A 26,322-nucleotide genomic window follows, 5' to 3' on the forward strand; every position below is an offset into this window, starting at 1 on the left:
CCTCAACTCCCCGGGTTTCCCCGCGTGGGGGTTTCCTCGTGTGGGTTTCCCGTGGGGGGTTTCCCCGGGTGGGGGTGATCTGGGTCGGGTTCGGGGGTTGCCGGGGTGAGGAGGGGGAGGAGGGTGGGGAGGGTGTCGGGGTGGGCGGCGACGAAGCTGCGGTCCGCCGCGGTCGCGTTGACGTTCTCGTCGAACGGCGAGCCGTCCAATGCCCGGATCTCCATCCCCGCCTCCTGCGCGATCAGCGCCCCCGCGGGCAGGTCCACGGCTTCGGGGCGGTAGCCGACCATGCCGTCGATGTCGCCCCTGGCCAGCATGACCCAGGAGAGCAACGGGGCCCACAACTGGAGGACGCGCCGCGCGTGCAGTTCCAGGGCCGCCTTCAGGCCGAGGACGGTCGCGTCGTCGCGGGTGACCGTATAGCCCTGGGTCCAGGCCAGCAAAGGACCGTGGGGGAGGGGGCGGGAGGGGGGCGCCAGCCGTACACCTGAAGGGGACAGTGCCCCGTGACCTCGGATCGCCGACCACGTCTGGCGGGTGACGGGGTCGTGCACGACCCCGAGCACGGGACGGCCGGCGTGGCACAACGCCAGCCCCACCACGTAGGCGGGCAGGCCGATGGCGACGTTGTTGGTGCCGTCGAGCGGGTCGACCAGCCAAGTCCACTCCGCCCCGGCGGCGCCCAGCAGGCCGGACTCCTCGGCGATCACCGCGTGGGAGGGGTAGGCGGTCAGGATGCGTTCGACGAGGACCTTCTCCGAGGCCAGGTCGAGGTCGGTGACGACGTCGCCGGCGGCGCCCTTGGCGTGCACGCCGAACGCGTCAGCCGTGCCGGCCGACAGCAGCCGCCCGGCCGCCCGCGCCGCCTCCACGGCCAGGTCGCGCGCACGCTCCAGATCCATCACGGACCCCCAAGGTGAGTCAGGACCAGCTGGACGGCCAGCGCCCGCTCCCCGTCGTCGAGCGGGCGGCGGGCGACGTGGTGGCCGGGCGCGCCGAGCGGGCCCAGCGACAGGTCGCGGCTGCCGGTGCGCCCGGAGCCCAGCGCGATCGTGGCGGCCTCGCCGCCCTCGGGCACGACGCTGGAGTGGAAGCTGTCGGCGGGCAGCGTGTAGGTGTCACCGGCGCCGAACACCTCGACCAGCCCGGTCGAGTGGCGCACGGTGCGCGGCGTGGGCGAGATGCGGTCGCCGTCGTCGCCGCTGACCACCTCGAACACCTGGTGGGTGGCCTCGGCGGCGGGCGTGTCGGTGACGACGGCGTGGACGTTGCGCACCTGGCCGTACAGGACGTGGCTGACCAGGTCCCAGCTGTGGCAGTGGATCTGTGAGGTGGTGCTGCCAGCGCCGGGCAGGCGGCGCGACCACAGGTGCAGGCAGACGCCGTCGCCGCCGGTGCGTTCGAGCGGCAGGCAGACGAATCCCAGCGGATGGTGCACACCGTGGAAGTCCCCCCGGAGGGCGGTGCTCACCCATGCGCGGGCGCGCGCCGCGGTGAGTTCCTCATGTGCGCTGCGGTAGCTCATACGGATCCTTGGCCCGCAAAGCCTTGCGGGTGATGTCGACGATGTCGCGATCGTTGTACGTCCTGGGCAGCGGCAGCTCGACCCCGCGGAAGAGTTCCTGGACCTCCTCGACCGTGGGCTCGTCGCTCAGCGGCACGAGCTTGTAGGACTCCAGCGGCACCCGGCGCGCCTGCTCCAGGCTGAGCCGGAGCTCGGTGTCGCAGCTCTCGTAGTAGAAGGTACCGGCCAGCGCGGTCATAGCCCGGTTCGGATCCTCGATCGTCATGATCACCCTGGCGGCGGACAAATCCCAGCGGAAGGTGGTCATCGTGGAGGACAGGCCCACGCCGATGTCGAGCAGGCCGTAGCGCTGGCGGTGCCAGAACGCGGCCAGGATCGTCGCGTAGGACTCCTTGCGAACCCGGTCGGGGGTCCACGTCTCGCCGGTGACGTCCGGGGCGTCGGCCAGCGAGCGGCGGTAGTGGGCGTACGCCTCGCAGACCTCGTTGTTGGTCGGGTCGATGATCTCGATGCGGACGGTCAGGTGGCGCTTGTCCTTGCGGGCCGCGGCCACGCACTCGGGCAGCGTGACGGCGCGCAGGAACGTTCCGGTGCCGCCCTTGAAGCTCCACCGGGTGGTGCCGGCGCGGGCGTCGCTGTGCGCCTGGGCGATCTCCAGCGGGCTGGCCAGGACCCTGACCAGCTGGAGTTCGTCGAGGGCGCGGCGGGTGCCGGTGACCAGGGTCTCGATCTGCTCCAGCCGGGCCAGGCGTACCGGCAGCTCGGACAGCGCGCCGGAGGTGATGGTCGCCTCGACGGGTGCCTGGCGCAGCCGGTCGCGCAGCAGGGCGGTGGCGACCAGCGCGAGGATGACCAGCGTCGCGGCGCTGACGAGCTGGTTCTGGATCTCCTGGCCGTCCTTGCCGAAGATCTCGTCCGGCATGATCCCCAGGATGCCCACGGTGATCGCCAAGCCGAGCGCGATCGCGCCGTCGGCGTTCTGCGCCGCCCATGGAGCGATCCGCCTCAGCGCCGCGCCGACCCGCCCCATCGTCTCGCCCCATCCGCAACGATCAGTAAGTTCCCCCACGTCATGGTAACGAGCGGGTCATGCGACCACCAGAGCATGATCCCGTACCTGGGGAGGAGGGGAGAATCCACCCCTTTGATGAGGTACGCCGCTGACCTGCCCTTACGCTAGGTGTGGGGGTTGTAAACGGGGATGAAGTGGGTCAAGGCGGCGGGGGCCGTCGTGTGCGCTCTGGTGCTGGTCGTGTTCACGGTCTGCCCGGTGCTGCCGTGGACGATGGGACAGGTGGTCGCCGCCGAGCGGGCCGACCGCTTCGTCCAGGTCGTCGCGCACGCCGACGACGACCTGCTCTTCATGAGCCCCGACCTGTTCGGCGCGGTGGCCGGCGGCCGGGTCACCACGACGATCTACCTCACCGCAGGCGAAGGGCCGACCGGGGTGGAGGACGACCGCGACCCGCGCGCCTACGTCCGCGACCGGCAGGAAGGCATCAAGGCCGCCTACGCCTACCTCGCCGGGGTGCCGAACGTCTGGCGCTCCCGCGTCCTGAGCCTCGGCAGGCTGCCGGTCCGCGTCGACACGCTCGCCGCCAGCCCCAGGATCAGGCTCGTCTTCGCCGGGCTGCCCGACGGCGGCGACCCCCGGGCCGACGGCGGGCACGACGCGCTGGCCAGGATGTGGGCCAGGGACGCCTGTGTGCGCAGGTTCACCGGGCCGTGCCCGCACCCGTGCGTACGCAGGCAGGACGTGCTCGACACGCTGCGCGCGCTCTACCAGCGCTACCGGCCGACCGTGCTGCGCACTCTCGACCCCAACCCGCCCGACTGGCACGGCGACCACACCGACCACACGACCTCGGCCAAGTTCGCCGCCGAGGCCGCGCGGGGGATGAAGCTGAAGCTGCTGGCCTACCGCGGCTACACGATGACCGGCTGGCCGTCCAACCTCGACTGGCGGGCCAGGCGGCTGAAGGAGGCCGCGTTCCAGGTCTACCGGCGCCACGACTACCGCGCCGAGTCGGGACCGCGCTACGCCGCCTGGCTCAAGAGGATGTACCTCGTCCGGCCCGGGGTGTTCGGGCCGTGAGCCAGGACGGCAGAAGCGTTCTAGAACCAGCCCCGCCGACGGGCCATCGCCTCGAGGCCCTGCTGCAGCGCCTGCTCGGCGGCGCCGGGGTGGTCGCCGTAGCGGACGGTGAAGCGGTTGTAGGAGTCGCCGCCCGAGCTGAGGAAACCGCCCCGGTTGTCGGCCTCCAGGATGACGTCCATCTGGGACGGGCCCGCGATGAACGTCAGCTCCAGCTCGTTGAAGTGGCGTCGCCACTGGCCGCCGGCGTAGTACTCGATCTCCTGGAAGAACGGCATCGTCGAGCCGTACAGGGTGCCGCGTTCCAGGTCGGCCTTCTTGAAGCCGAAGCCCAGCCGGTCCAGGGCCGTGATGATGTGCTCCTGAGCCGCCAGCGGGCTGACGAACAGCGGGTCGAGGTCGCCCTTGTCCAGCGCGCCGGCCAGCGCCAGCTCGGTCTGGACGCCCAGCCGCATGCCCGGCAGCGCGTGGCCGCCGATCGCGCTGATCGGCGTCTCCCACGGCACCGGGATCTCGAACGGGTGGCTGTGCGAGGTCCCCGCCGCCAGGTGGAACGGCCCCGACACCTGCTGGCGCAGGAAGCTGTAGGTCGAGCGGTACTCGCTGTCGCCGCTCTCGATCTCGACCACGGCGGTGAACTCGATGTGGATGCCCTCGACCTTGTAGTCGGAGCCGCTGCTCTTGAAGTGCACGTCACCGCGGAGCATCTCGCCCGGGCGGACGGTGGCGTTGCTCAGAACGGTGTCGACCTCGACGCCGGCGCCGAACGCGGCCTTCAACTTGCGGAACACCATGGGGTTCTCCTAAGAGGTAGTGCCTGACCCGTTTCCGTGGGAGCCGGAGAGCCGGGGGAGGAGCTGTGCGAGCAGCAGGGTGGACATCGGGTCGGACTGGCCGCCGGCCGTACGAACCACGAGGGGCTGGGGTGCGCTCTCGGCCAGTTTGGCACCGACGTCGAGGCGACGGCGAGCCAGCTCATACTGCAGGACGGCGCGGTTGTCGCGGTAGGACTCCGCCAGCCTGCGCAGCGCCTTGGCCTCGTTCTCGGCGGCGGTGAGGTCGGCGCGGCCGCGCGCCTCGATCTCCCAGCGCACGCGCTGCGCCTCGGTCTCCTGCTCCTCCAGCATGCGGGCCACGTCCTTGCGGGCCGTGTTGTGCGCGGCCTTGACCTCGACGACGCGGGCGTCGCGGGTCTTCTTGGAGCGCTCGATCTCCATGAGCAGCGTGTCGATACGGCGCTTGCGCGTCAGCTCCCACTCGCGCTCGTAGGCGGACAGCTCCTTGGCGACCTTCTCGCGGGTGGCCAGGTGCTGCTGGTACTGGTCGGGCAACTGCACGTCGGGGATGTTGGCGCCGATGATGCGCACGCCGTAGCGGTCGAGCTGGCGGCTGAGCGCGTCCTGCATGTCGCCCACGTCGGAGCCGCGCAGGTCGTAGGCGCGCTCGGTGTTGACGCGGCGGCTGCGCTGGCGGATGGCGTCCTGGACGGCGCTGGACAGCACGAGGTCGAAGTTGCCGGCGCCGATGGTGCGCACGAAGGCGACCGGGTCGACGATGCGGAACTTCAGGAAGAACTCGATCGACTTCAGCGGCACGTTCTCGGCCGTCGGGCAGGCCACGATCGGCGCCGAGTAGGGGATCTCGGTGGAGGTGTCGACGACGGCGTCGACCCGGTCCCACGGCAGCCAGAGGTAGTGGCGGCCGGGCGGGAGCGTTCCGGTGATCGCGCCCCACCTGCTGCGGACCCCGGTGGTGCCCTCCTCGATCTCGATGATGGCCTTGCGCCACATCCACACGGCCGCGATCACCACCAGCGCGGCGGCCGTCAGAGCCGCCCAGAGCCAGCCGGAGAAGATCGCCAGCCCGGCGAAGTACAGGGCCAGGAAGATCAGGGCCATCCACGCGAAGCCGCGCCGGTCCTTGGGGATCACGACCGGCACGAGCTGGCCCTGCTCGCCGCCGCGCAGCAGCTGCCTGATGTCCGACCAGGAGGCCAGAGACTCCTTGATCTTCGAGAACTCACGCGCCATCAGAGCTCACCCTCCTTCTGTACGGCAGGCAGCGGACGCTCCAGGGTCTTGTCCGCGTCGACGGGTGGTTCGGGGGCGATCTCCGGCAGCTCGGTGGCGTCGGCCGGCTGGGCGACCTTCTTCAGCAGGGCGGCGATCTCGATCTCGCGGTCGGCCACCCGCTGCCCGATCTCGGAGAGCCTGCTCCTGATGGCGGCCATGTCCTCGGGCGAGAACAGCGCGGCCCCCTTGCCGCCGATCAGCTGCTGGGCCAGCGCGAGGAAGTCGATGTCGGTCTCCTCGCCCACCTGCACCACCTGGGGCAGCTTCGATGCCACGGACTCCAGCTTGGTCAGCAGGTCCTGCTGGAAGCGGTAGTCGAGGATCTCCGGCGCCTCGGCGGCGCTCAGCGCCCTGATGTCCAGCGCCTGCGCCTCCAGGAGCGCGGCGTTGGCGTTGGCGGAGGACTCCGCCTCGACCAGGCGCTGCCCGGCCTGCGCCTTGGCCTGGTGGCTGGCCCGCTCAAGGGCGGTGTCCATCCTGGCCTGGTAGCCGGCGATCTCGGCCTGGATGGCGCTGAGCGTCTCCTGCAGCCCGGCCAGCTCCTTGATCAGGTCGCCCTCGTTCTGCTCCTTGCGCAGCTGGAGCTCGTACTCGTAGGTGTAGGCCTCCTTGGCCACCCGTACCATCTCGGGGGCCGCGAGGTCCATGCGGTATTCCTGGCTGGAGGGCTCGGCGTGGGTGATGTTCACGTCGGTCAGCCGTACCGCGGGCAGGAACTGCTGGTTGAGGCTCTCCAGGATGCCCTGGGTGCTCTCGCCCACCAGGTCGTAGATGTCCTCGGCGCGCTGGGCGTAGATGAGGGAGCGGGTGACCTCGCTGACGGAGTTCTGCAGCTTGGACTGGAAGCCGCTGACCGAGCCGAGCACGAAGATGAACTCCGCCGGGTTCTCGATCCTGAACTGCAGGAACAGGTCGACGCTCGCCTTGACGCCCTGCTGCGTCGGCGCCTCGCTGATCGGGGCGTTGAACGGGTACTCGCGGGTGGTGTTGACGATGTAGCTGACCCGCTTCCACGGGTTGATCAGCGTCACCCGGCCGGGGTCGGCGATCTGCACCAGCTTGCCGAACTTGGTGATGAGCGCCTTGCAGCCCTCGGGCACCATGACGACGCTGCGCCGCCACCACAGGAACACCGCGGCCAGCACCAGCACGAGCCAGTAGTGGGGGCCGAAGAACAGCTCGGTGTTCGGGATGACGCCGCCGAGCGCGCCGATGAGGCCGAGCACCACGAGGATGCCGAGCGGCACCACCACCTTGGCCGTCGTGCCCTTGGGGATCACGACGGGGGAGATGACGTGCATGCCGTTCTCGCTGAAGCTGCGGTTGACGATCTCGCCGGCTTCGTTGAGCGAGGCGCTTCTGGCCTCGATGACCGTGCCCGTCGACACGCCGCCGTCCCGGGCGGCCGCGAAGTCGTGCGGGTTGAGGGCGAATCCAGGAGCTTGGGCGGCGAGTTGCTGCCCGGCTTGGTCCACCGCCTGGCCGACCGCCTGCCGCAGGTCGCCGCCTTGAACCACCGCCTGGGCTATCCCCTGGCCTGCCTGGATCAGGGCCTCTCTGGGTCGTGACATCGCACCTCTCTTTTCCTGTTCAGGCCGCTCTTGACCGTATCGGGTGCGACTTACTGTTCGCTTGCAATGCGTTGTCACAGATGTATTGCGGCAGATAGTAGGTATGCTATCAATGTAGTAGTCCTACTATCGGGAGGGATGATGGAAGCTCTGAGCGAGCTCCCGCTCAACGCGGAACCCGCCCGCGACGACGCCGTCATCGAGGTCAGCGGCCTGCGGATGAACTACGGTCCGCGCGAGGTGCTGAACGGTGTCGGCTTCAGCGTGGGGGCCGGGGAGGTGATCGCCCTGCTGGGGCCCAACGGGGCGGGGAAGACGACCACGATCGAGATCCTCGAAGGCTTTCGCGGGCGCTCCGCCGGGCAGGTGCGCGTGCTCGGCCAGGACCCGGCCCAGGGCGGGGAGGCGTGGCGGGCCAGGATCGGCGTCGTGTTGCAGTCGTGGCGCGACCATGGGCGGTGGCGGGTCAGGGAACTGCTGCGGCACCTCGGGCGCTACTACGAGCCTTACCGCGCGCCGTACCCCACGGACGAGCTCATCGAGGCGGTCGGGCTCACCGAGCACGCGGGCAAGCGCGTCAACCGGCTGTCGGGCGGGCAGCGGCGCAGGCTCGACGTCGCGATCGGCATCGTGGGCCGGCCGGAACTGCTCTTCCTCGACGAGCCGACCGCCGGCTTCGACCCGCAGGCCAGGCGCGACTTCCACGACCTGGTGCACCGACTGTCCGACCTGGACTCCACCACCATCCTGCTGACCACCCACGACCTCGACGAGGCCGAGAAGCTCGCCGCCCGCATCCTCATCCTGTCGGGCGGCCGCATCGTCGCCGACGGCAGTCCCGACCAGCTCGCCCGCGGCGTCTCGCGCGACGCCCAGGTCCGCTGGAGCCGCGACGGCGAGCTGTTCGTGCACGCCACCGAGGACGCCACCCGCTTCGTGCAGGGCCTTTTCGCGCAGTACGGCGACGCGATCGAGGACCTGGAGGTACGGCGGGCCACTCTGGAGGACACCTATATGGCCATCGTGCGGAAGGAGGAGCGGTGAACGCCACCACTCACGCGGTGAAGCTCGGCCTGGCCAGGGGCTGGATCGAGTTCCGGCACAGCCTGACCAGCTCCACCGACATGTACTTCAACGCCTTCGTCGCGGTGGCGTTCGTCGTCGTGCTCTACTTCCAGCGCGAAGTGAAGCTGCCCGGCACGGACGTGTCGCTGGCGGCGGCCACGCTGCCCAGCATGCTCGCCCTGCTCGTCGCCGTGGGCGGCCTGGTCGGCACCGTCGGCACGCTGGCGGTCGAGCGGGAGGACGGCACGCTGCTGCGGGCCAAGGCGATGCCGCACGGCATGACCGGCTACCTCATCGGCAGGATCGTCAGCACCTCCACGGCCGGGCTGGTCACCCTGGTGATCGTGCTGGTGGCGGGGCTGATCCTGGTGCCCTCGATGCTCGGCACGGGGCTGGGCGGCTGGCTCATGTTCGCCTGGGTGATCGTGCTCGGGCTGCTGGCCACGCTCCCGCTGGGCGCCATCGTCGGCTCGCTGACCAGCAACCCGCAGGCCGCAGCCGGCTTCTCCATGCTGACCATCGGCGCCCTGACCTCGACCTCCGGCATCTTCTACCCCATCACCTCCATGCCCGAGTGGCTCCAGGTCGTCAGCCAGATCTTCCCGCTCTACTGGCTCGGCCTCGGCATGCGCTCGGCCTTCCTGCCCGACTCGGCGGTCGCCGCGGAGATCGGCCAGTCGTGGCGGTTCTTCGAGACCACGGGCGTACTGGCCCTGTGGGCGGTGGCCGGGCTGCTGCTCGCGCCGCCCATCCTGCGCAGAATGGCCAAGCGCGAGTCCGGCTCGCTGGTGCAGGAGCGCCGCGAGCGGGCGATGCAGCGGGTGAGCTGAGAAGATAGGCGGCGATGAGCGAGATCGTCTACAACCGCATCGCCCTGCTGCGGGCCGAGCGCGGCGTCACCCGCAGGCAGCTGGCCGACGCGCTCGGCGTCCACTACCAGACGGTCGGCTACCTGGAGAGGGGGGAGTACAGCCCCAGCCTGTACCTGGCGCTGCGCATCGCCGCCCACTTCGAGGTGCCGGTCGAGGTCGTCTTCTCCACCACGCCGTTCCCGCGCATCGGCGAGCGCACGGCGTGAATTGTCAGTGGGGTTGCTTACAGTGGCAGCATGCGACCGGTCACAGATTTGCAGCGCAAGGTGGCGCCCTTCGAGGTGATCACCGAGATGACTCCCTCGGGCGACCAGCCCACGGCCATCGCCGAGCTGGAGCGCCGCGTCACGGCCGGTGAGAAGGACAACGTGCTGCTGGGCGCCACGGGCACCGGCAAGACCGCCTCCATCGCCTGGCTCATCGAGCGGCTCCAGCGGCCGACGCTGGTCATGCAGCCCAACAAGACCCTGGCCGCGCAGTTCGCCAACGAGCTGCGCGAGATGCTGCCCAACAACGCGGTCGAATATTTCGTCTCCTACTACGACTACTACCAGCCCGAGGCATACGTCCCGCAGAGCGACACCTACATCGAGAAGGACTCCTCGATCAACGACGAGGTGGAGCGGCTGCGCCACTCGGCGACGAACTCGCTGCTCACCCGCCGCGACACCGTCGTGGTCGCCTCCGTCTCGTGCATCTACGGCCTGGGCACGCCGCAGGAATATGTCGACCGCATGGCCAGGCTCAAGGTCGGCATGGAGGTCGAGCGCGACCAGCTCCTGCGCCGCCTGGTCGACATGCAGTACACGCGCAACGACCTGGCCTTCACCCGTGGCACGTTCCGGGTCAGGGGCGACACGATCGAGATCATCCCGAAGTACGAGGAGCTGGCCGTACGCATCGAGATGTTCGGCGACGAGGTCGAGAAGCTCGCTACGATGCACCCGCTGACCGGCGAGGTCATCACCGAGGACGACGAGCTCTACATCTTCCCCGCCTCCCACTACGTGGCGGGTGAGGAGCGCATGGCCAAGGCCGTGGCCGGGATCGAGGCCGAGCTGACCGGCCGCCTGGCGGAGCTGGAGGGCCAGGGCAAGCTCCTGGAGGCCCAGCGCCTGCGCATGCGCACCACCTACGACATCGAGATGATGCGCCAGATCGGCACCTGCTCCGGCATCGAGAACTACTCGCGCCACATGGACGGCCGCGAGGCGGGCAGCGCCCCCAACACCCTGCTCGACTACTTCCCCGAGGACTTCCTCCTGGTCCTGGACGAGTCCCACCAGACGGTCCCGCAGATCGGCGCCATGTACGAAGGCGACGCCTCCCGCAAGCGCACCCTGGTCGACCACGGCTTCCGCCTGCCCTCGGCCCTGGACAACCGCCCGCTGAAGTGGGAGGAGTTCCTGGAGCGCATCGGCCAGACCGTCTACCTGTCGGCCACGCCCGGCTCCTACGAGCTGGGCCGGGTCAAGGGCGACGTCGTCGAGCAGGTCATCCGCCCGACCGGCCTGGTCGACCCCGAGGTCGTGGTCAAGCCCACCAAGGGCCAGATCGACGACCTGGTCCACGAGATCCGCGAGCGGGCCGACCGCGACGAGCGCGTCCTGGTCACCACGCTCACCAAGAAGATGTCGGAAGACCTCACCGACTACCTGCTGGAGCTGGGCATCCGCGTCCGCTACCTGCACAGCGAGGTCGACACCCTGCGCCGGATCGAGCTCCTGCGCGAGCTGCGCAGCGGCGAGTTCGACGTCCTGGTCGGCATCAACCTGCTGCGCGAGGGCCTCGACCTGCCCGAGGTGTCCCTGGTGGCCATCCTCGACGCCGACAAGGAAGGCTTCCTGCGCTCGGAGACCTCCCTCATCCAGACCATCGGCCGCGCCGCCAGAAACGTCTCCGGCCAGGTCCACATGTACGCCGACAAGATCACCCCCTCGATGGAGCGGGCGATCGACGAGACCAACCGGCGCCGGGCCAAGCAGATCGCGTACAACGAGGCCAGGGGCATCGACCCCCAGCCGCTCCGCAAGAAGATCGCCGACATCCTCGACTCGCTGCAGCGCGAGGACGCCGACACCGAGCAGCTCATGGGCAGCGGCCGCCAGCAGTCGCGCGGCAAGGCGCCCGTGCCCGGGTTCGCGACGAAGGCGGCCGGGCAGCACGCCAAGGCGATCGCGGGGGAGATGCCGCGTGCGCAGATGGAGTCGCTCATCGAGTCGCTGACCGAGCAGATGCACCAGTCGGCGGCGGACCTGCAGTTCGAGGTCGCTGCCCGGCTTCGCGACGAGATCAAGGAGCTGAAGCGGGAGCTGCGTGACATGCGGGAGGCGGGCGTCAAGTAACGGCGTGGTCCCTCGCCCTTGGGGGCATGGTCCCTCGCTGTCGCTCGGGGCTGTGACAGCGGGGCTCCGCCCCACACCCCGGGCGAGGGAGAACCCTCGCGCTCCCCGCGTGGTTGCGGCTCGGTGAGGCGCGCTGGGTGGTTGGTGGGCTGCGGGCCGTCACGTCGAGGCAGGGGGCGCTGGGGTGGCCTTGCGTGGCGTCCGTCGGGTCCGGACTGTGGCTCGGTGCCTACGCCACTGCACCCGCGTCCCCCGAGCGGGGCTTGCCATCGGCGACCAGGCCTGCCTCGCGTCTGCCCGGTGCCCGGGTCGGCTCCACCGGGCGACCAGCGCTGCTGGCTTTCACCCGGCAGCGGGGGCTGCTGTCCGGCGTGGGCACGGCACCCGGACGGTGAACTGACCCGTCCCCACACCCCTGGGGTTAGGGGGAACCTTCGCGCTCCCCGTGTGGTTACGGCTGGGGAACGCGGGCGGGGTGATCGGCGGGTTGAGGGTGGTTGCCTCAGCGGCAGGACGAGAGCGTCGGTCAGGGTGGGCTTGCCGCATGTGGATGTGGGGGTGATCTGTGGGGGTTTGGCTGGCTTTGGGGGTGTGGGGATGGGGGCTGTGGCGGAGTTGGGTCATAACAAGAATCGATTGCCCCAGCGGTCACGGTAAACACAGCGTAATCTGGCGGTCACCCTTTGAAAGGAGTCCGCCGTGTCCGGACCGCAGGTGTACGAGATGCCCTTGGAGATGGTCAGGCGGCATCCGAGTCTCGTCCTGGAGTTGATGTCAGTGGCTCAGGGTGGGCTGCCGACCGGGTATCGGGATGCGCGGCTTGTGGTGGATGAGCCGGAGGCGCCGATTGTGGAGGTCACGGCGGCCAACGGCGGGCGGATCAATGTGTGTCTGCGGTTTCCGCTGGCGTTGGGCGCGGGGCGGGCGGATGACAGAGGGCTGCTGATGGTCGTCTGTTTTGACGAAGAGGTGGCCGACCAGTTCCGGCATGGGCTGGAGACCGTGGTGGTGGGGCCGCGTGACCTGCGGCGGTGGTATGCGCTGGAGAAGATCGCGGAGTCGCCCGAACTGGCCACGCTCTGGGCGATCGCCAGTGGCGATCCTGACGTTCGTGCGTGTGTGGCCAAGGCGCTGCTGGTGTTGAGGGATGAGCGTGGCGCCCACTACTACTCGTATTTGAGCTCCCGGCTTTCCGCCCAGGACCGGGCCGGGCTGGAGAACCTGATCATGGGCGAGCGCTACCTGCTGATCGAGAACGCGGTCACCGGCCCCTTCTGGGAGGCGGGGCGCTGGTATGGGCGGCGGGAGACGTTGCGGTGGCTGCTGGAGCACCGAGGGCTCAAGGTGGACCAGGTTCAGGACGAGGCCATCGACTCCTGCCGCCGCCAGTCGATCGTGCGGGAGTGGATGCGGCGTGCCCTGACCGCCGCCACCGCCGAGGACGTCTTCATCGGAGTCTGGTAGCCACCCACGGGGCCAGTTCGTCGTAGCCGGCGCCCTTGTTGATGCGGGCGCGCAGGTTCTGGGCCTGGGCGGTGGTGAACATCCCGCCGGCCAGCACCAGCGGGAAGCCGAGGCGCCAGCTCAGCAGGGCCCTCTCGCCGTGCCGGTGCGCGTTGCGCAGCACGGCGGCGCCCACGCGGACCGCGTGCTCGTTCAGCGGCGGCACGCCGGGGCGGTCGGGTTCTCTGGCCGAGTAGCGGAAGCCCTCGTCCAGGTCGCACGGCGGGCACCCGGCCGGGCCCCTGCCCCGGCGGCTGCCGCAGTCGGCGCAGGTCAGGCGGTCGAAGGCGGCGTCCACGACGCGCCACTCGTAGGGCTTGATCTCGCTGACGATCATCTCGGCGAGGTCCGGGTCGTCGGGCAGGGCCTGCTCCGCGAGGAAGGCCTGGTAGCCGTCCTCCACGAGGGTGTCCAGAAGGTCGCCGCAGCGGGCGCACGCGGGGGCGCCGCCGTACTCGAAACAGCCGCATTGCGGGCACCGGTGCATCCGCCCAGCGTAGCGAGGGTTAAATCGGTTGCGGGTCGTCGGCGGGGTGGGCATACTCGTCGGAGCTTCGAGAGGGAGGAGGTCGAGACGATGGCGAATGTGTTCCGCGTGCCTTTTTCCGCGTCCTCAGACCTCTCCACCGGTCAGCCGCTGACCTGATCGCCGCGCCGGTGGGCCTTCACTCTGGAGCCTTTCACCGTGCCGAAGCAGTATCGCAAGCGTGGCAAGAACGCCCTCGACGCCGATGACATCGAGTGGCTTGAGAACAATTACCGCGACGAAGCCGCCGAAGACGGGCCGCCCGCGGGGGATCGCTGGTCCACCTGGGATCTCAGTGTGCCGACCGAGCGTGGGCCGCGGCCGTACCCCGGATGGCTGGTCACCGAGCTGGCCGCGGTCGACACCGAGCTGGGCGTGCTCAAGACCGGCAAGGAAGCCGACGTGCACCTCATCTCGCGCGGCGTGCCCGGCACCGACCGGCAGTGTTTGCTGGCCGCCAAGCGCTACCGCTCGGGCGAGCACCGGCTCTTCCACCGCGACGCGGGCTACCTGGAGGGGCGCCGCATGCGCGACAGCCGCATGTCGCGGGCCATGGCGGGGCGCACGGCGTTCGGCAAGCAGGTGATCGCCGGGCAGTGGGCGGGCGCGGAGTTCGCGGCGCTGACCCGGCTGTTCGAGCTGGGGCTGCCGGTTCCCTACCCGGTTCAGATCGTGGGGACGGAGGTGCTGGAGGAGTTCATCGGCACGCCCGACGGCTACGCGGCGCCGCGCCTGGCCAACGTCTCGGACGACCTGCCCGGCCTCTGGGAGCAGCTCGTCGACGCGATGGTACGGCTGGCGCACGAAGGCCTGGCCCACGGTGACCTGTCGCCGTACAACATCCTGGTCCACGAGGGCCGCCTGGTCATCATCGACCTGCCCCAGATCGTGGACGTGATCTCCCACCCGGCCGGGCCCGAGTTCCTGGACCGGGACGCCCGCAACGTGGCCACCTGGTTCGCCGGAAAGGGCCTGCCCCAGGCCGACCCCGACGGGCTGGCCGCCCTCCTGCGCGCGGAGGCCCGGGTGAACTGAACGGGCACTCAGTGGGAGGCGGTGCCCATGACGTGGAACGCCCACGGCGTGCGCCCGCCGGGGAACAGGAACCGGTCCAGCCGCCCCAGCCGCAACCCGGCGCGCTCCACGCCCGCGACCGTGTCCCGCCCACAGTGGCAGCCGCCGAGCAGGTGCGGGCCCACGGTCGCGTCGATGACCCGCTGGGCCCGCCGGATCCCGGCGGTGTCGGCGCGTACGTGCTCCAGGAACCGGAACTGACCGCCGGGCGCCAGCACGCGGCGCACCTCGCGCAGCGCCGCGGCCTGGTCGCGCACCGAGCACAACACCAGGCACGACAGCACGCCGTCGAACTCCCCGTCGCCCACGGGCAGCCGCTCGGCCGGCCCGTCGACGACCTCGACGGGCACCGGCGCCTCCTTGGCGGCCTGCCGGGCGGCCGCGCGCAGGCGGGGTTCGGGTTCGACGGCGAGCACCTGGGTGACCTCGCGCGGGTAGTGGCGGAAGTTCATGCCGTTGCCCGCGCCGATCTCCAGCACGCGGCCGTGGAGCGGGGCGAGCAGCGCCTGGCGTTTCTCGCGCATGCCGCCGCGCTCCATGGCGTGGCTCAGCCGGATGTAGAAGCGGGCGAAGATCGGGTGCTTGACGTCCACCCCTCCATCACATCACCCGGAGGGCGGGTTCTTCGACGAGGGCGACGCGCACGTCCGCGGGGGCGCCGCCGTACAGGGGGATGGAGAAGACGGCGGTACGGCCCCGCGCCGCATAACTCGCATACCGCAGCCCGTCCTCATCCCAGAAGTCCTGGATGTCCGAGGACAGGTGGGCGGCGGCCGTGCAATAGGCGGGGCTGCGGTAAAGCAGTCGTAGCGACGTCTCCAGCGGGATCAGTTCCGGCTCGCGGACGGCCAGCGGACGCGTCAGCCGTACCAGAAGCTGCCGTGACGGCGTCAGCCAGTGACGGTCGAGCTCGGGCGAGAGGGCCAGCAGGGCGAGGACCTCGGCGGCGGCGATCACGACCGCGAGCGGCTCGATCGGGTACGGCCCGGCCGTCACCGCCAGCACGCTCAAGGCCAGCAGCAGCCCGGCGCGGGCGAACGAACGCCACTCGACCGGCCGGCCGTGGGCGCCCAGGCAGCCGCAGGACGAATCGGGTACGGCCCGCGCGGAGTAGGCCAGGTAGGCGAGGAAGCCGGTGGACAGGACGGCGGCGGCCGTACCGTCCCAGGGGGAGGACGGCGGCGCGAGCAGGACGCCCGCCACCGCGAGCTCGGCCACCGCCACCAGACGGAGCAGAGGGACCGCGCGCGCCGGGCCGAACAACCGGGCCAGCGCCGTCCGCCCGGCCTGCGACCGCATCCGGCGGCTGAGCAGTTTCATCAGGGCCGCCCAGAGCAGGAAGGCGGCGATCACGTAAGGCTGCAGCGCGGCGATCCCTTGCATCACACGCTCCTAGTGCGGGGAGAAGACGGTGGCGATGTCGACTTCGTTGGTGTCAGGCCGCCAGGCGCCCATGATCTGGACGTGCTGGCCGACGCGCAGGAGCGACAGGTCGGCCGACGGCGGCGCGTCGGAGTGGACGGCCACGGACCTGCCGGGCACGACGTGGCAGAGCACGTCCTTGCCGTTGTGGTCGAGGTGGATCTTCTCGTTGGTGATGTTCCTGACATGGCCCTTGATGTTGACGATGTTCAGCCATACCGACTCGGCGGCGAGCATGCCGTCGGGCATGCGGACGCCTCTCGCGTAGAGGCCGTCGCCGGGCCTGGCCTGGTCGAAGCCGACCGGGCCGAGCTTCCAGAGGCTCGTCCCGTCGACGACCCTGATCTGGTGGAAGACCATGTTCGAGCCGAGCACCATCAGGGTGTTGTCCTTGATGGACCGGATGCGGCCTTCGGCGAAGTCGGGGTCGAGGACACCGGGTTCCGGCTGATCCGGAGCGGCGGCGAAGGCCGCCTCGGGGCCGAGCGAACCCATCGCGGTGGCGGCCACGACCGTGGCGCCGCTGCCCAGGAGCGCGGATTTGAGCATCTGCCTGCGTGTGGTCATGCTCAGCTCCCTCAGCCGGTCGAGATCTCGCACGGGCGCAGGCCCGTGGACAGGCTGGCGATCCTGGAATACGCCGCCGGGGTGAGGTCGATCAGCCGGTTGCTGGCGCAGGTGGCGCCGCAGCAGCTGCGCTCACCGCAGAACAGGTCGGTCTGCGGGCCGCAGTCGGCGATGGTGGTGACGATGCTGCCGCCGCCGCACAGGGACGTGGTCCGGTGGCGGAACCCGCAGGTCCGGCGGGACAGGGCGTCGCCGCACCGGTCGGGACGGGTGATGTTCCAGCAGGCGTCGGAGGTGTTGGGCCAGGCGTGCTGCAGGCTCCCCGAGTTGCAGGTGCCGCAGGCACCCTTGCCGGTGGAACTGCAGGGTCCCCAGGCGTTCCCGCAACAGAACCAGGAGACTTCGCCTTGGACCGGGCCGAGTAAGTCGATGGGGTCAGTGGGCGTGCTGCGCACCATGCGCGTCCTCCTTGGGGGGTGGATGGGGGAGGCGGTGCAGCGCTGCGTTGAAACTTTCCGACTCGATCTATCAATAGCATGTAAGGAAGTTTCGTCAACGCCCAAAAATACGGCGGCCCCGATGGGGACCGCCGTGAGGTGTGCTTCAGATGAGCTTGGTGTAGTCGAGATCGATCTCGACGTCGAAGCCGATGTTGGTGCTCAGCTTGCCGCGATGGATGCCGGTGGGGACATAGGCCTTCACGGCCGGTTCCAGCTCGAAGGTGTAGGCGATCGCTGCGCCGTCTTCCTCTTCGACGCGCCAGAAGAACCTGATTCCGGCGTCGGCGTATTTGCTCGGCTTGGTGGTCCGGTCCCGCTCCTCGGACTCCTTGGAGACGACCTCCACGATCAGCAGGACCTCTTCGGGCGAGTAGGACGTCCGCTGCGGCTGCAATGCGGCCGCTCGCGACACCACCATGACGTCGGCCTCGGGGCGTTGCCGCTTGCCCAGTGTCACGGTCATCTCGCGTGCCACTGCCAGGTGGTGCGGCGGTCTGATGCCCGAGGCTCGGTCGATCAAAAGGTTGACCACGTAGGCGTGGAAGTTGGTCTGCGGCGACATCATGTGGAGTGACCCATCGATCAGCTCGACGTGCTTGGGCGCGTCGGGAGGGAGATGATCGAGCATGTCGGCGGTCCAGCCGTCCCGGGGTCCTGGGTAGAACCATTCGGGGAGTGCGGTGGTCACGGCCCACCTCCTCTGGAGCGTTTACGCGACGCAATCATGATGTCACACAGCGTTGGTTCAGGATGGCTCTTGGCGGTTCTGGATGGTCTTGCGGTAGAGATCGTCGATCTCGTCCAGGGGATCGCTGAAGGGGGCCGGGCGGCGGGCCTCGATCTCCAGGTCGGTGCGGGAGGAGAGGTCGTCGATGCCGCCCGAGGCGTGTTGCACCTGTGTGCGCATGAGGTCGGCGCGGATGCGGGCGCACATGGCCGTGAGCTTGGCCTGGTGTTCGCGCAGGCGTTCGGCGGTGACGTGGTCGACGACCGAGGAGATGCGCAACTGCTGGGCGTAGATGCCCAGCTGCTGGTCCTGGACCTCGGCCTGCTTGGCCAGCTCGGCCATCAGGTGGGGCAGGTCGCCCAGGCCCCAGCCCGACGCGTGGGCCTGGTCGATCGCCTGGCGGGTCAGCCCGACCTCACGGCGCAGGTCGAGGCGCAGGCGCTCGATCTCGGCCGCCTCGCCGGTGCCCATCGCGTTGACGTGGGCGCTGAGCCGGGTCGTCGCCTTCTTGGCGGATTTGGCCGCCTTCTTGCCCAGCTTGACCATGAAAAAGATCGCCACCCCGCCGAGCACCAGGAACAGCAGGAAAACGACCAGCAGAATCGCGAAGATCGTTTCGATCGGAGGCACCTCCCGTGCACTGAGCATAGTCCGCCGAATCGGCCGGCATGAGGCTCAGCCAGATCGCGTTCCGCTGCGTTCTTATCGCTGTGACCAACGCCGGACGGGGCTCGGGTAGTTCCATCCGGAGCGGATTCGGCACAGGACAGAAAACCGAGCAAGCTCTTGATTGTGTCAGGGGCCTGTGGTTCAGTGCGTCCATTGTCCGGGCCTCTGGAGGAGCCGCGCATGCTCGACGGGAAGGTCGTCGTCGTCACCGGGGGAGCGCGCGGCATGGGCGCCGCCACCGCCCGTCGCTGCGCAGCCGCGGGCGCGAGCGTGGTCGTCACGGACGTTCTCGCCGAGGAGGGTACGGCTACCGCCAAGGAAATCGGCGGCCGATTCCTGCCCCACGACGTCACCAGCGAGGCCGACTGGGCCCGAGTCGTGGACGAGACCGGCCCCTTCCACGGCCTGGTGAACAACGCCGGGGTCGTCTCCTCCCAGCCGATCGAGCAGACGGCGCTGGACGACTTCGAGCGGGTGCTGAAGGTCAACCTGACCGGGGTCTTCCTCGGCCTGCGCGCCGCCGTCGGACCCATCCGGGCGGCGGGCGGCGGCGCCATCGTCAACCTGTCGTCGGTGGCGGGACTGTTCGCGCTACCCGGCACCTCCGGCTACGGCGCCTCCAAGTGGGGCGTGCGCGGGCTGACCAAGATCGCGGCGCTGGAGTTCGCGGCTGCCCGGATCCGGGTCAACTCCGTGCATCCCGGGATGATCGTCACGCCGATGACCGAGCAGTTCGGGGCCACGCTGGAGGACGGCGCGTTCCCGCTGGCGGCCAGCGGGCGGTGGGGCGCGCCCGAGGAGGTGGCCGAGGCCATCACATTCCTGCTGTCGGACGCGGCCTCCTACATCACCGGCGCCGAACTCGCCGTGGACGGCGGCTGGACCGCCGGAGAGGTCGCCCTCCTCGCCGGGCCCCCCATCCCCACACCACCCACCGCACCCCCACCCCCGCCGACGTCCACGACATCGCCGGCGGCCTGATGTGGGTGAAGGGCTGCGTGGTCGCGGGTTCCGAAGGGGCTGACGTGGTGAAGGGCCCGCCTCCGTGATCGTCCGAGGGGTCTGGCGTGGTGACGGGCGCGGTGGTGGCCCTGGTGTGGGCGGGTGCGGGCGGGGTGGTGGCTCTGGGGCGGGGCTGGTGCGGGGCCGGTTGTGGTGGTGGCCTTGAAGCGGGCTGGGATGGTTGTGGTGAGGGTTGAGGAGGTACGGCGTGGCCGTTGACGAGAGCACGCGGGTGGTCATCGACGTGCTGACCGATGTCTTTCCGAAGATCGGCACCGAGGTGTTCGACGCCGCCGAAGCCCGGCGCATCCTGGCCCAGGCGCCCGCGATGGCGGCGGAGCCGTACCCGGTGGGCGGGGTTGAGGATCGGATGGCGGGTGAGGTGCCCGTGCGGGTCTACTGGCCCGAGGGGGACGGGCCGCATCCCGTGGTCGTGTACTTCCACGGCGGCGGTTTCACGCTGTGCACGCTCGACACCCACGACGGCGTCTGCCGGACGCTCTGTGCGGGTGCGCGGGCGATCGTGGTGTCGGTGGACTATCGGCTCGCGCCCGAGCATCCTTATCCGGCCGCTGTGGAGGACGCCTATGCGGCGACTGTCTGGGCCTACGAGCATGCCGCCGAGCTGGGCGGGGACGCGGGGCGGATCGCGGTGGCCGGGGACAGCGCGGGCGGGAACCTGGCCGCCGTCACCTGTCTCAAGGCGCGGGACACGGGGCTGGGGCCGCCGATCCGGTTCCAGTTGCTGGTGTATCCGGTGACCGACGCGGCGATGGACGCGCCGTCGCACGACGAGAACGGTGAGGGATATTTCCTGACCAATGCGCATATGCGGTGGTACTGGGACAACTACCAGCCGGACCTGGCCCGCCGGGCCGAGCCGTACTGTTCGCCCATCAGGGCCGACGCGCACGGGCTGCCGCCCGCCATGGTGATCACCGCCGAGCACGACCCGCTGCGCGACGAGGGCGAGGCCTACGCCGAGAAGCTGCGCGCGGCCGGTGTCGAGGCGCGGACGATGCGGTTCGAGGGCATGTTCCACGGCTTCTTCGGCCTGGACGACTTCCTGCAGGCCGCCAAGTCGGCCTCCGAGCACGCCTGCTCGGCGCTGCGCGAAGGCCTGAGGTAGGGAGGCACATGCCGTACGCGCAGGTCGCGGAGAACGTCCGGCTCTTCTACACCGACGACGGCGGCGGGGAGGCGACGCCGTTGCTCCTGGTGCACGGCTGGGGCGCCGACTCGCACCAGTGGTCCTGGCACCTCGACGCCCTGGCCGCCGAGCGCCGCGTGATCGCCGTCGACCTGCGCGGCCACGGCTACTCCTCCGTGCCCGCCGAGGACAACACGCCCCGCCGCATGGCCGGGGACCTCGCCGCGCTGCTGGGCGCGCTCGGCGTCGCGAAGGTCGTCGCGATCGGCCACTCGATGGGCGGGCAGGTCGTCTCCATCCTCGCAGTCGAGCACCCTGACCTGGTCGAGCGGCTGGTCGCGATCGATCCGGGGTACGGCATCGCGCCCGAGGTGGCCGGGATGTTCCCCCAGACGATCGCCGCCCTGCGCTCGGAACACGCGCACGAGGCGGCCGTCGAGATCGACCGCTGGTGCACGAACCGGCGCACCCCGGCCGTCATCCGCCGCTGGCACCGGCGCCGCCTGTACGGGATGCCGCCGCACGTGCTGGCCCAGGCGTTCGAGGCGATGTTCGCGCGGGAGGACTCGATCGGCGTACGGCCCGCCTCAGACGCCTACCTGGCGCGAAGGGACTGCCCGGTGCTGTCGCTGTGGTTCGACCCGAACCAGGCGGCCTGGGAGGAAGGCCTGCTCAAGCACCCGGACTCGAAGGTCGTCGTCTGGGAGGGCGCCAGCCACCGCCTGCACGAGGAACGGCCCGACGACTTCGTCGCGCTCGTGCTCGGCTGGCTAGCCGGGTGAGCGGTCGCGGCGGCGGCGCCGTACCTTTCTGATCACCCACCACGCGAGCAACGCCAGCCCGATGAGCAGGACGATCACCAGCAGCGGGATGAAGATCGCCACGAGGCTCACGCCGAGCGAGCCCGCGTCCTCGACCGTGCTCATCACGGGCGCGCCGACCCCGCCGGTGCCGACGTTGACGACCGGGCGGGCCGTGGCTTTCAGCGTGTGTACGGCCAGCGCCACCAGGATGCCGAGCACCCAGCTGAGCCACGGGTTCTCGGTGAGCCAGGTGGAGTTGTCGAGCTCGGCCGCGGCCGAGGTGGCGCTGAACACCACGCCGCCCGAGGCCGGACGGACCGCCGTCTGGATCATGTCGTTGATGCTGTCCACAGCCGGGATCTTGTCGAGCACCACCTCGGCCAGCAGCAGCACGGCGATCACCGCCAGCACGCCCCAGTTCGACAGCCACGCGTAGCCGTCGGGCAGCTTCACGCGGTCGGTGAAGTTGGCCAGCACCCCTACCACGAGCAGCGGGATGTAGGCGTTGAGCCCGGCGGCCGTCGACAGACCCAGGCCGGTGAGCGTGGCGAACATGACACCAACCTAGCCCGCCCGCCCCCAACCTCAGGTCACCTCGGCCACGCCCCGGTGCATCCGCAGGTCGATCAGGGGTTCCGGCTCCTCGGCGAGGCGGGCGTCGCCGGACAGGGCGTGCCCGGCGATAGAGGAGATCACCAGCAGGCTGCCGGGTGCCGAGGTCGTCGGGCTGTCAGTCGGGCCGGGTGGCCTCGTCGAGGAGGACGGGCAGGGCGGGGCCGGTGAACTCGGCCATCGCGCGCTCGTACTTCTCCATGCCCCACGACCAGAAGTCGAAGTCGATGGACTCGTTGGCGCCGTCCTGGATGGCGGCCCAGAGCGTCCAGCCGTACTTGGACATGAGGCCGAGCAGCCGCGCCCGCGCGATGCGGTTGCGCAGGCGGCGGCCGTAGTAGGCGGTGACGAGCTCCTCGAGCTGCTCCAGCGACAGGTCGGACTCGCTCCAGATGTTGCCCAGCTCGAAGCAGGCGTCGTTGTTGCCCGAGTACTCGTAGTCGATCAGCCACAGGCGTTCGCCGTCGTCGATGAAGTTGCCGGGCAGGAGATCGTTGTTGCAGGGGACGGTCCCCTCGTCCTGGACCTTCAACGCCTCACGGATCTGCCCCACTTGAGGCTCGAAATCCCGATATTTCGCAGGGAGGCGGAAATTTCGGGATTGGACGATCTTCAGGTACCCCTTCTGGATCTCGAACATGTCGAAGTCCCGGGAGAATCGTGGCCCGGTGTGCAGCCTCTGGCACGCCTCCGCCACCCTCGGCAGGTTCGCCGAGTCTCGCAGGTCCGCCTCGGTGAACGTACGCCCCGGCAGGTACCCCACCACCAGCACCCCGAGCTCCCGCAGATAGGCGTGGACCGGCGCCCCGACCCCCGCCCGCTCGGCCGCGATCGAGTTGGCGTGCTCGGCGTCCCTGTCGATGCCCAGCAGCCCGCCCTCGCTGGCCGGCACCCTGACCACGTACGCCGCGCCGGGCACGCTCACCTTGTAGTTGCGGTTGGTGAGCCCCCCGGGAAGCTCTTCGACGGTACGCGGCAGGCCCGCCAGCAGGGGAATGCGGTCGAGAACCTCATCCATGGGCGCTCTCCTCGTCAAGATTGACCGGCGATGCTAGCACCGTGCCCCCACCTCTGATCGTGCCTCACACGCCCGCGACACGCGCTCGATCGAGAATGAAACGGTCTAGACCTTTTACGGGGAGCCGGTTAGCGTCGCGAGCATGAGCGACTCGGCCCGGATCGTGATCATCGGCGGTGGCGTCGGCGGCGCCAGCGTGGCCTACCACCTGACCGAACTCGGCGAACGCGACGTCCTGGTCCTCGACCGCGACGAACTGACCAGCGGCTCCACCTTCCACTCCGCCGGACTCGTCGGCCAGTTGCGCGCCGACCCCACCCTGACCCGGATGAACCAGTACTCGGTCGAGCTCTACCGCAAGCTCGACGTCTGGACCGAGTGCGGCGGCATCAAGCTGGCCTCCAGCCCCGAGCGCATGGAGGAGATCCGCCGCCAGATCGGCTGGGCCCGCACGTACGGCCTGCCGCTGGAGGAGATCTCGGTGGCCGAGGCGGCCAAGTTGTTCCCCCTCATGGACCCCGAGGGCGTGGTCGGCGCCGCGTACCTGCCGACCGACGGCCAGATCGACCCCTCCCAGCTCTGCTACGCGCTGGCCGGCCTGGCCCGCGAGGGCGGCGCCACGATCCGCACCCACACCCGGGTCCTCGGCATCGACGTCGAGCGGGGCCGGGTCCGCCGGGTCCGTACCGACCGGGGCGACATCGACTGCGAGGTCGTGGTGAACTGCGGCGGCATGTTCGCCCCGGAGATCGGCCGCATGGCCGGGGTACGCGTCCCGATCATCCCGATGTCGCACCAGTACGTGGTGACCGAGGGCTTCCACGAGCACACCGGCCTGCCCACGCTGCGCGACCCCGACCTGCTCGTCTACTACCGCCAGGACGTCCAGGGCCTGGTCATGGGCGGTTACGAGCGCACATCGGCCCCGTGGCTGGACCCGGTCCCGGCGGACTTCAACGGCCGCCTGCTGCCGGAGGACTGGGACCGATTCACCGAAATTTCCGACAATGCCGCCATCCGCGTCCCCACCCTGGCCGACGTCGGCATCCGCAAGATGATCAACGGGCCGGAGGCGTTCACCCCGGACAACGAGTTCTGCCTGGGCGAGACCGAGGTCGGCGGCTTCTACGTGGCGGCCGGCTTCTGTGCCCACGGCATCGCCGGGGCCGGCGGCATCGGCATGGTCATGGCCGAGTGGATCGTCGAGGGCGAGCCGTCCATGGACCTGTGGCACATGGACGTCCGCCGCTTCGGCCGCCAGTACCGCTCGCCGTCCTACACGCGCAAACGTGTCGTGGAGAACTACGAGACCTACTACGACATCCGCTACCCCGGCCACGAGCGCGCCGCCGGCCGCCCGCTGCGCACCTCGCCCGCCTACGCCTGGCACGCCGGGCACGGCGCCGTCTTCGGCGAGAAGTCGGGGTGGGAGCGGGTCAACTACTACGCGCCGAACGCGGCGGAGCCGTACCGGAAGGAAGAGGAGCCGCGCGGATGGGCGGCGCGCGGCTGGCATCCCGCGATCGGGGCCGAGCACCGCGCCACCCGCACCAGCGCGGGACTGTTCGACGAGAGCTCGTTCGCGAAGATCGAGGTGAGCGGGCCCGACGCGGCCGGGCTGCTGGAGTGGGTCTGCGCCAATCGCGTCGCCCGCGAGCCCGGCCAGGTCACCTACACGCAGGCGCTCAACCGGCGCGGCGGCATCGAGTGCGACTTCACCGTCACCCGGCGCGGCGAGGAGGACTTCCTCATCGTCACCGGCACCGCGTTCGGCTCCCACGACCTCGGCTGGCTGCGCAAACAGGCCAGGCTGCGCGGCTCGGGGGCGCGGATCGCCGACGTGACCGGGCAGTATTCCTGCTTCGCCCTGTGGGGTCCGAAGGCGCGCGACATCCTGGCGACGCTGACCGCCGACCCGCTGGACGCGCCGTTCATGTCCGCGCGCGAGCTGACCGTGGGCGACGTGCCGGTGCTGGCGCTGCGGGTGACGTTCGTGGGCGAGTTCGGGTGGGAGCTCTACTGCTCCACCGAGTACGGCAGGGCGCTCTGGGACACCCTGTGGGCCGCAGGCGAGCTGCACGGACTGATGGCCTGCGGCTACAAGGCCATCGACAGCCTGCGCCTGGAGAAGGGCTACCGGGTCTGGGGCGCCGACCTCGGCCCCGAGACGACGCCTTATGAGGCGGGCCTGGGCTTCTGCGTCAAGATGGACAAGGAGTTCCTGGGCCGCGCCGCGCTCGACCCGTCGCCGCCGCGCAGGCTGCGCCGCATCACGCTGGACGACCCGAGGGCGGTCGTGCTCGGCAACGAGCCGGTGCGCGTCGGCGGCCAGGTGGAGGGCCGCGTCACCTCGGGCGGCTACGGCTACACGCTGGGCGCCTCGCTGGCCTACGCCTACCTGAACGCCGAGCCGGGCACCGCCGTGGAGGTGGAGCTGTTCGGCGAGCGCGTCACCGGCACGGTCGGCTAGGTCCGTACCGTCAGGCGTACCCGGTCGGGGCGGAACAGGTCGCGGGCGTGCTCCACCGGCACGCCCGCCACCGTGTAGGCGGTGCGCTCGACGCGCATGAGCGGCGTGCCCGGCGCCACCTCCAGTTCGGCGGCCTGCTCGCGGGCGGCCACGACCGGGTCCAGGTGCTCGACCGCGCGGCTGGGCGCCAGCCCGTAGCGGGCGGCCAGCAGGTCGTACAGGGAGCCGCCGAGGTCCTCCCGCAGCAGGCCGGGCAGGAGTGCGGCGGGGAAGAACGACAGCTCCAGCGCCACCGGCGAGCCGCCCGCCGAGCGCACGCGGGCGATCTCGTGCACCGGGGCCGCGGGCTCCAGCTCCAGCGCCGCCGCGACCTCGGGCGGGGCCCGGCGCGTACGCGCCCGCAGCAGCCTGGCCTCGGCCGTCAGGTGGGCCCTGCGCATCCGCTCGGTGAACCCGGCCAGCCCCGTCAGGTCGCACTCGACCCGGGGCTCGGCCACGAACGCGCCGCCGCCGCGCCCCTGCGTCCTGACCAGGACGCCGCGCGCCTCCAGCGTCGCCAGCGCCTGCCGCAGCGTCATCCGCGACACGCCGAGCCGTGCCGCCAGGTCGCGCTCGCCCGGCAGCCGGTCGCCCGGCGCGATCTCGCCGCGCCCGATGGACTCCAGCAGCCAGCGCTCGATCTGGACGTGCGCGGGCACTCCCCCGCCCCTGGCCAGCTCGACGAACTCCACCGT

At 70.3% G+C, this 26,322-nt stretch carries 27 protein-coding genes; 11 read left to right on the forward strand and 16 right to left on the reverse strand.

Features of this window, described 5'->3' with window-relative positions:
* Positions 1–2 precede the first annotated feature (2 nt).
* Genes HNR40_RS13455 through HNR40_RS13465 form a run of 3 tightly spaced genes read right to left on the reverse strand, consistent with a single transcriptional unit; the run spans position 3 to position 2,555 of the window.
* Complete coding sequence (locus HNR40_RS13455) at positions 3–902, reverse strand: inositol monophosphatase family protein (RefSeq protein ID WP_184960922.1); 900 nt, start codon at positions 900–902, stop codon at positions 3–5.
* Positions 902–1,525 carry a hypothetical protein gene (locus HNR40_RS13460; RefSeq protein WP_184960924.1) on the reverse strand — a complete coding sequence of 208 codons (624 nt, stop codon included), beginning with the start codon at positions 1,523–1,525 and terminating at the stop codon, positions 902–904. Before HNR40_RS13460 ends, HNR40_RS13455 begins: the two co-directional genes overlap by 1 nt.
* Positions 1,503–2,555, reverse strand: coding sequence for a hypothetical protein (locus tag HNR40_RS13465; RefSeq protein ID WP_246509031.1), 1,053 nt, complete (start codon positions 2,553–2,555; stop codon positions 1,503–1,505). Before HNR40_RS13465 ends, HNR40_RS13460 begins: the two co-directional genes overlap by 23 nt.
* Before the next feature lie 171 nt (positions 2,556–2,726).
* On the opposite strand from HNR40_RS13465, the gene HNR40_RS13470 reads away from it, so the two are divergent.
* Positions 2,727–3,620 (forward strand): PIG-L family deacetylase, encoded by an 894-nt coding sequence (locus HNR40_RS13470; RefSeq protein WP_184960926.1) that lies wholly within the window; start codon positions 2,727–2,729, stop codon positions 3,618–3,620.
* A gap of 20 nt (positions 3,621–3,640) precedes the next feature.
* Here HNR40_RS13470 and HNR40_RS13475 read toward each other — a convergent pair whose 3' ends face one another.
* Genes HNR40_RS13475 through HNR40_RS13485 form a run of 3 tightly spaced genes read right to left on the reverse strand, consistent with a single transcriptional unit; the run spans position 3,641 to position 7,263 of the window.
* Positions 3,641–4,414 (reverse strand): sporulation protein, encoded by a 774-nt coding sequence (locus HNR40_RS13475; protein WP_184960928.1) that lies wholly within the window; start codon positions 4,412–4,414, stop codon positions 3,641–3,643.
* A gap of 9 nt (positions 4,415–4,423) precedes the next feature.
* Positions 4,424–5,650, reverse strand: coding sequence for an SPFH domain-containing protein (locus HNR40_RS13480; RefSeq protein ID WP_184960930.1), 1,227 nt, complete (start codon positions 5,648–5,650; stop codon positions 4,424–4,426).
* The gene (locus tag HNR40_RS13485; RefSeq protein ID WP_184960931.1) at positions 5,650–7,263 is read right to left on the reverse strand and encodes an SPFH domain-containing protein; all 1,614 of its coding nucleotides are present in this window, start codon (positions 7,261–7,263) and stop codon (positions 5,650–5,652) included. Before HNR40_RS13485 ends, HNR40_RS13480 begins: the two co-directional genes overlap by 1 nt.
* A gap of 138 nt (positions 7,264–7,401) precedes the next feature.
* On the opposite strand from HNR40_RS13485, the gene HNR40_RS13490 reads away from it, so the two are divergent.
* The 5 genes from HNR40_RS13490 to HNR40_RS13510 all read left to right on the forward strand — a co-directional run bounded on the left by HNR40_RS13490 (position 7,402) and on the right by HNR40_RS13510 (position 13,009).
* The gene (locus HNR40_RS13490; protein ID WP_376773469.1) at positions 7,402–8,307 is read left to right on the forward strand and encodes an ABC transporter ATP-binding protein; all 906 of its coding nucleotides are present in this window, start codon (positions 7,402–7,404) and stop codon (positions 8,305–8,307) included.
* Entirely contained in the window at positions 8,304–9,158 is an 855-nt protein-coding gene (locus HNR40_RS13495) for an ABC transporter permease (RefSeq protein WP_184960933.1), read from the forward strand. The genes HNR40_RS13490 and HNR40_RS13495 overlap by 4 nt, the downstream gene beginning before the upstream one ends.
* Before the next feature lie 14 nt (positions 9,159–9,172).
* Positions 9,173–9,406 carry a helix-turn-helix transcriptional regulator gene (locus HNR40_RS13500; protein WP_184960935.1) on the forward strand — a complete coding sequence of 78 codons (234 nt, stop codon included), beginning with the start codon at positions 9,173–9,175 and terminating at the stop codon, positions 9,404–9,406.
* 30 nt (positions 9,407–9,436) lie between these two features.
* The gene (uvrB, locus tag HNR40_RS13505; RefSeq protein ID WP_221340302.1) at positions 9,437–11,545 is read left to right on the forward strand and encodes an excinuclease ABC subunit UvrB; all 2,109 of its coding nucleotides are present in this window, start codon (positions 9,437–9,439) and stop codon (positions 11,543–11,545) included.
* Positions 11,546–12,244: 699 nt separating this feature from the next.
* Positions 12,245–13,009, forward strand: coding sequence for a hypothetical protein (locus HNR40_RS13510; protein ID WP_184960936.1), 765 nt, complete (start codon positions 12,245–12,247; stop codon positions 13,007–13,009).
* Here HNR40_RS13510 and HNR40_RS13515 read toward each other — a convergent pair.
* On the reverse strand, positions 12,993–13,535 hold the full coding sequence (locus HNR40_RS13515; RefSeq protein ID WP_184960938.1) for a hypothetical protein: 543 nt from the start codon (positions 13,533–13,535) through the stop codon (positions 12,993–12,995). The two genes, HNR40_RS13510 and HNR40_RS13515, sit on opposite strands and share 17 nt — an antisense overlap.
* A 198-nt stretch (positions 13,536–13,733) precedes the next feature.
* Between HNR40_RS13515 and HNR40_RS57175 the strand changes: the two genes are divergently transcribed.
* Positions 13,734–14,609: a serine protein kinase RIO gene (locus HNR40_RS57175; RefSeq protein ID WP_184960940.1), complete on the forward strand. Its 876-nt coding sequence runs from the start codon at positions 13,734–13,736 to the stop codon at positions 14,607–14,609.
* Positions 14,610–14,617: 8 nt separating this feature from the next.
* Here HNR40_RS57175 and HNR40_RS13525 read toward each other — a convergent pair whose 3' ends face one another.
* From HNR40_RS13525 to HNR40_RS13550, 6 genes are all read right to left on the reverse strand, one after another.
* On the reverse strand, positions 14,618–15,241 hold the full coding sequence (locus tag HNR40_RS13525) for a class I SAM-dependent methyltransferase (protein ID WP_184960942.1): 624 nt from the start codon (positions 15,239–15,241) through the stop codon (positions 14,618–14,620).
* 7 nt (positions 15,242–15,248) lie between these two features.
* Positions 15,249–16,031, reverse strand: a complete 783-nt coding sequence (locus HNR40_RS13530; protein WP_184960944.1) for a MauE/DoxX family redox-associated membrane protein — start codon at positions 16,029–16,031, stop codon at positions 15,249–15,251.
* Between the two features lie 9 nt (positions 16,032–16,040).
* Positions 16,041–16,637, reverse strand: a complete 597-nt coding sequence (locus HNR40_RS13535; RefSeq protein WP_184960946.1) for a cell wall protein — start codon at positions 16,635–16,637, stop codon at positions 16,041–16,043.
* Between the two features lie 11 nt (positions 16,638–16,648).
* On the reverse strand, positions 16,649–17,095 hold the full coding sequence (locus HNR40_RS13540) for an RlpA-like double-psi beta-barrel domain-containing protein (protein WP_184960947.1): 447 nt from the start codon (positions 17,093–17,095) through the stop codon (positions 16,649–16,651).
* A 145-nt stretch (positions 17,096–17,240) separates the two neighbouring features.
* The gene (locus tag HNR40_RS13545) at positions 17,241–17,825 is read right to left on the reverse strand and encodes a Uma2 family endonuclease (RefSeq protein WP_312896328.1); all 585 of its coding nucleotides are present in this window, start codon (positions 17,823–17,825) and stop codon (positions 17,241–17,243) included.
* A 57-nt stretch (positions 17,826–17,882) separates the two neighbouring features.
* A complete protein-coding gene (locus tag HNR40_RS13550) occupies positions 17,883–18,494 on the reverse strand; it encodes a hypothetical protein (RefSeq protein ID WP_312896329.1) in 612 nt (203 codons plus the stop codon).
* Positions 18,495–18,713: 219 nt separating this feature from the next.
* Between HNR40_RS13550 and HNR40_RS13555 the strand changes: the two genes are divergently transcribed.
* From HNR40_RS13555 to HNR40_RS13565, 3 genes are all read left to right on the forward strand, one after another.
* Positions 18,714–19,514: an SDR family oxidoreductase gene (locus tag HNR40_RS13555; RefSeq protein WP_184960951.1), complete on the forward strand. Its 801-nt coding sequence runs from the start codon at positions 18,714–18,716 to the stop codon at positions 19,512–19,514.
* Between the two features lie 229 nt (positions 19,515–19,743).
* The gene (gene lipP1 / locus HNR40_RS13560) at positions 19,744–20,664 is read left to right on the forward strand and encodes a LipP1 family hormone-sensitive lipase (RefSeq protein ID WP_312896330.1); all 921 of its coding nucleotides are present in this window, start codon (positions 19,744–19,746) and stop codon (positions 20,662–20,664) included.
* Between the two features lie 8 nt (positions 20,665–20,672).
* Positions 20,673–21,467 carry an alpha/beta fold hydrolase gene (locus HNR40_RS13565; RefSeq protein WP_184960953.1) on the forward strand — a complete coding sequence of 265 codons (795 nt, stop codon included), beginning with the start codon at positions 20,673–20,675 and terminating at the stop codon, positions 21,465–21,467.
* On the opposite strand, the gene HNR40_RS13570 is transcribed toward HNR40_RS13565, so the two are convergent.
* Together HNR40_RS13570 and HNR40_RS13575 are read right to left on the reverse strand one after the other, a co-directional pair.
* Positions 21,456–22,043, reverse strand: coding sequence for a DUF4126 domain-containing protein (locus tag HNR40_RS13570; RefSeq protein WP_184960955.1), 588 nt, complete (start codon positions 22,041–22,043; stop codon positions 21,456–21,458). The two genes, HNR40_RS13565 and HNR40_RS13570, sit on opposite strands and share 12 nt — an antisense overlap.
* Before the next feature lie 175 nt (positions 22,044–22,218).
* The gene (locus HNR40_RS13575) at positions 22,219–23,118 is read right to left on the reverse strand and encodes a choline kinase family protein (protein WP_184960957.1); all 900 of its coding nucleotides are present in this window, start codon (positions 23,116–23,118) and stop codon (positions 22,219–22,221) included.
* 142 nt (positions 23,119–23,260) lie between these two features.
* Between HNR40_RS13575 and HNR40_RS13580 the strand changes: the two genes are divergently transcribed.
* Entirely contained in the window at positions 23,261–25,588 is a 2,328-nt protein-coding gene (locus HNR40_RS13580; protein ID WP_184960959.1) for a GcvT family protein, read from the forward strand.
* On the opposite strand, the gene HNR40_RS13585 is transcribed toward HNR40_RS13580, so the two are convergent.
* A complete protein-coding gene (locus HNR40_RS13585) occupies positions 25,585–26,319 on the reverse strand; it encodes a GntR family transcriptional regulator (RefSeq protein WP_184960961.1) in 735 nt (244 codons plus the stop codon). The two genes, HNR40_RS13580 and HNR40_RS13585, sit on opposite strands and share 4 nt — an antisense overlap.
* Between the last annotated feature and the right edge of the window lie 3 nt (positions 26,320–26,322).

The sequence above is a fragment of the Nonomuraea endophytica genome (genome assembly GCF_014203235.1).
Classification (GTDB): Bacteria; Actinomycetota; Actinomycetes; order Streptosporangiales; family Streptosporangiaceae; genus Nonomuraea; species Nonomuraea endophytica.

Excerpts from the sequence above, each read along its gene's own strand:
- HNR40_RS13540 (WP_184960947.1), bottom strand. The coding sequence starts at position 17,095 with ATGGTGCGCAGCACGCCCACTGACCCCATCGACTTACTCGGCCCGGTC.
- uvrB (WP_221340302.1), top strand. The coding sequence starts at position 9,437 with ATGCGACCGGTCACAGATTTGCAGCGCAAGGTGGCGCCCTTCGAGGTG.
- HNR40_RS13490 (WP_376773469.1), top strand. The coding sequence starts at position 7,402 with ATGATGGAAGCTCTGAGCGAGCTCCCGCTCAACGCGGAACCCGCCCGC.
- HNR40_RS13455 (WP_184960922.1), bottom strand. The coding sequence starts at position 902 with ATGGATCTGGAGCGTGCGCGCGACCTGGCCGTGGAGGCGGCGCGGGCG.
- HNR40_RS13565 (WP_184960953.1), top strand. The coding sequence starts at position 20,673 with ATGCCGTACGCGCAGGTCGCGGAGAACGTCCGGCTCTTCTACACCGAC.
- HNR40_RS13535 (WP_184960946.1), bottom strand. The coding sequence starts at position 16,637 with ATGACCACACGCAGGCAGATGCTCAAATCCGCGCTCCTGGGCAGCGGC.
- HNR40_RS13580 (WP_184960959.1), top strand. The coding sequence starts at position 23,261 with ATGAGCGACTCGGCCCGGATCGTGATCATCGGCGGTGGCGTCGGCGGC.
- HNR40_RS13575 (WP_184960957.1), bottom strand. The coding sequence starts at position 23,118 with ATGGATGAGGTTCTCGACCGCATTCCCCTGCTGGCGGGCCTGCCGCGT.
- HNR40_RS13475 (WP_184960928.1), bottom strand. The coding sequence starts at position 4,414 with ATGGTGTTCCGCAAGTTGAAGGCCGCGTTCGGCGCCGGCGTCGAGGTC.
- HNR40_RS13470 (WP_184960926.1), top strand. The coding sequence starts at position 2,727 with ATGAAGTGGGTCAAGGCGGCGGGGGCCGTCGTGTGCGCTCTGGTGCTG.
- HNR40_RS13460 (WP_184960924.1), bottom strand. The coding sequence starts at position 1,525 with ATGAGCTACCGCAGCGCACATGAGGAACTCACCGCGGCGCGCGCCCGC.
- HNR40_RS13500 (WP_184960935.1), top strand. The coding sequence starts at position 9,173 with ATGAGCGAGATCGTCTACAACCGCATCGCCCTGCTGCGGGCCGAGCGC.
- HNR40_RS13515 (WP_184960938.1), bottom strand. The coding sequence starts at position 13,535 with ATGCACCGGTGCCCGCAATGCGGCTGTTTCGAGTACGGCGGCGCCCCC.
- HNR40_RS13485 (WP_184960931.1), bottom strand. The coding sequence starts at position 7,263 with ATGTCACGACCCAGAGAGGCCCTGATCCAGGCAGGCCAGGGGATAGCC.
- HNR40_RS13530 (WP_184960944.1), bottom strand. The coding sequence starts at position 16,031 with ATGCAAGGGATCGCCGCGCTGCAGCCTTACGTGATCGCCGCCTTCCTG.
- HNR40_RS13465 (WP_246509031.1), bottom strand. The coding sequence starts at position 2,555 with ATGGGGCGGGTCGGCGCGGCGCTGAGGCGGATCGCTCCATGGGCGGCG.
- HNR40_RS13555 (WP_184960951.1), top strand. The coding sequence starts at position 18,714 with ATGCTCGACGGGAAGGTCGTCGTCGTCACCGGGGGAGCGCGCGGCATG.
- HNR40_RS13480 (WP_184960930.1), bottom strand. The coding sequence starts at position 5,650 with ATGGCGCGTGAGTTCTCGAAGATCAAGGAGTCTCTGGCCTCCTGGTCG.
- HNR40_RS13570 (WP_184960955.1), bottom strand. The coding sequence starts at position 22,043 with ATGTTCGCCACGCTCACCGGCCTGGGTCTGTCGACGGCCGCCGGGCTC.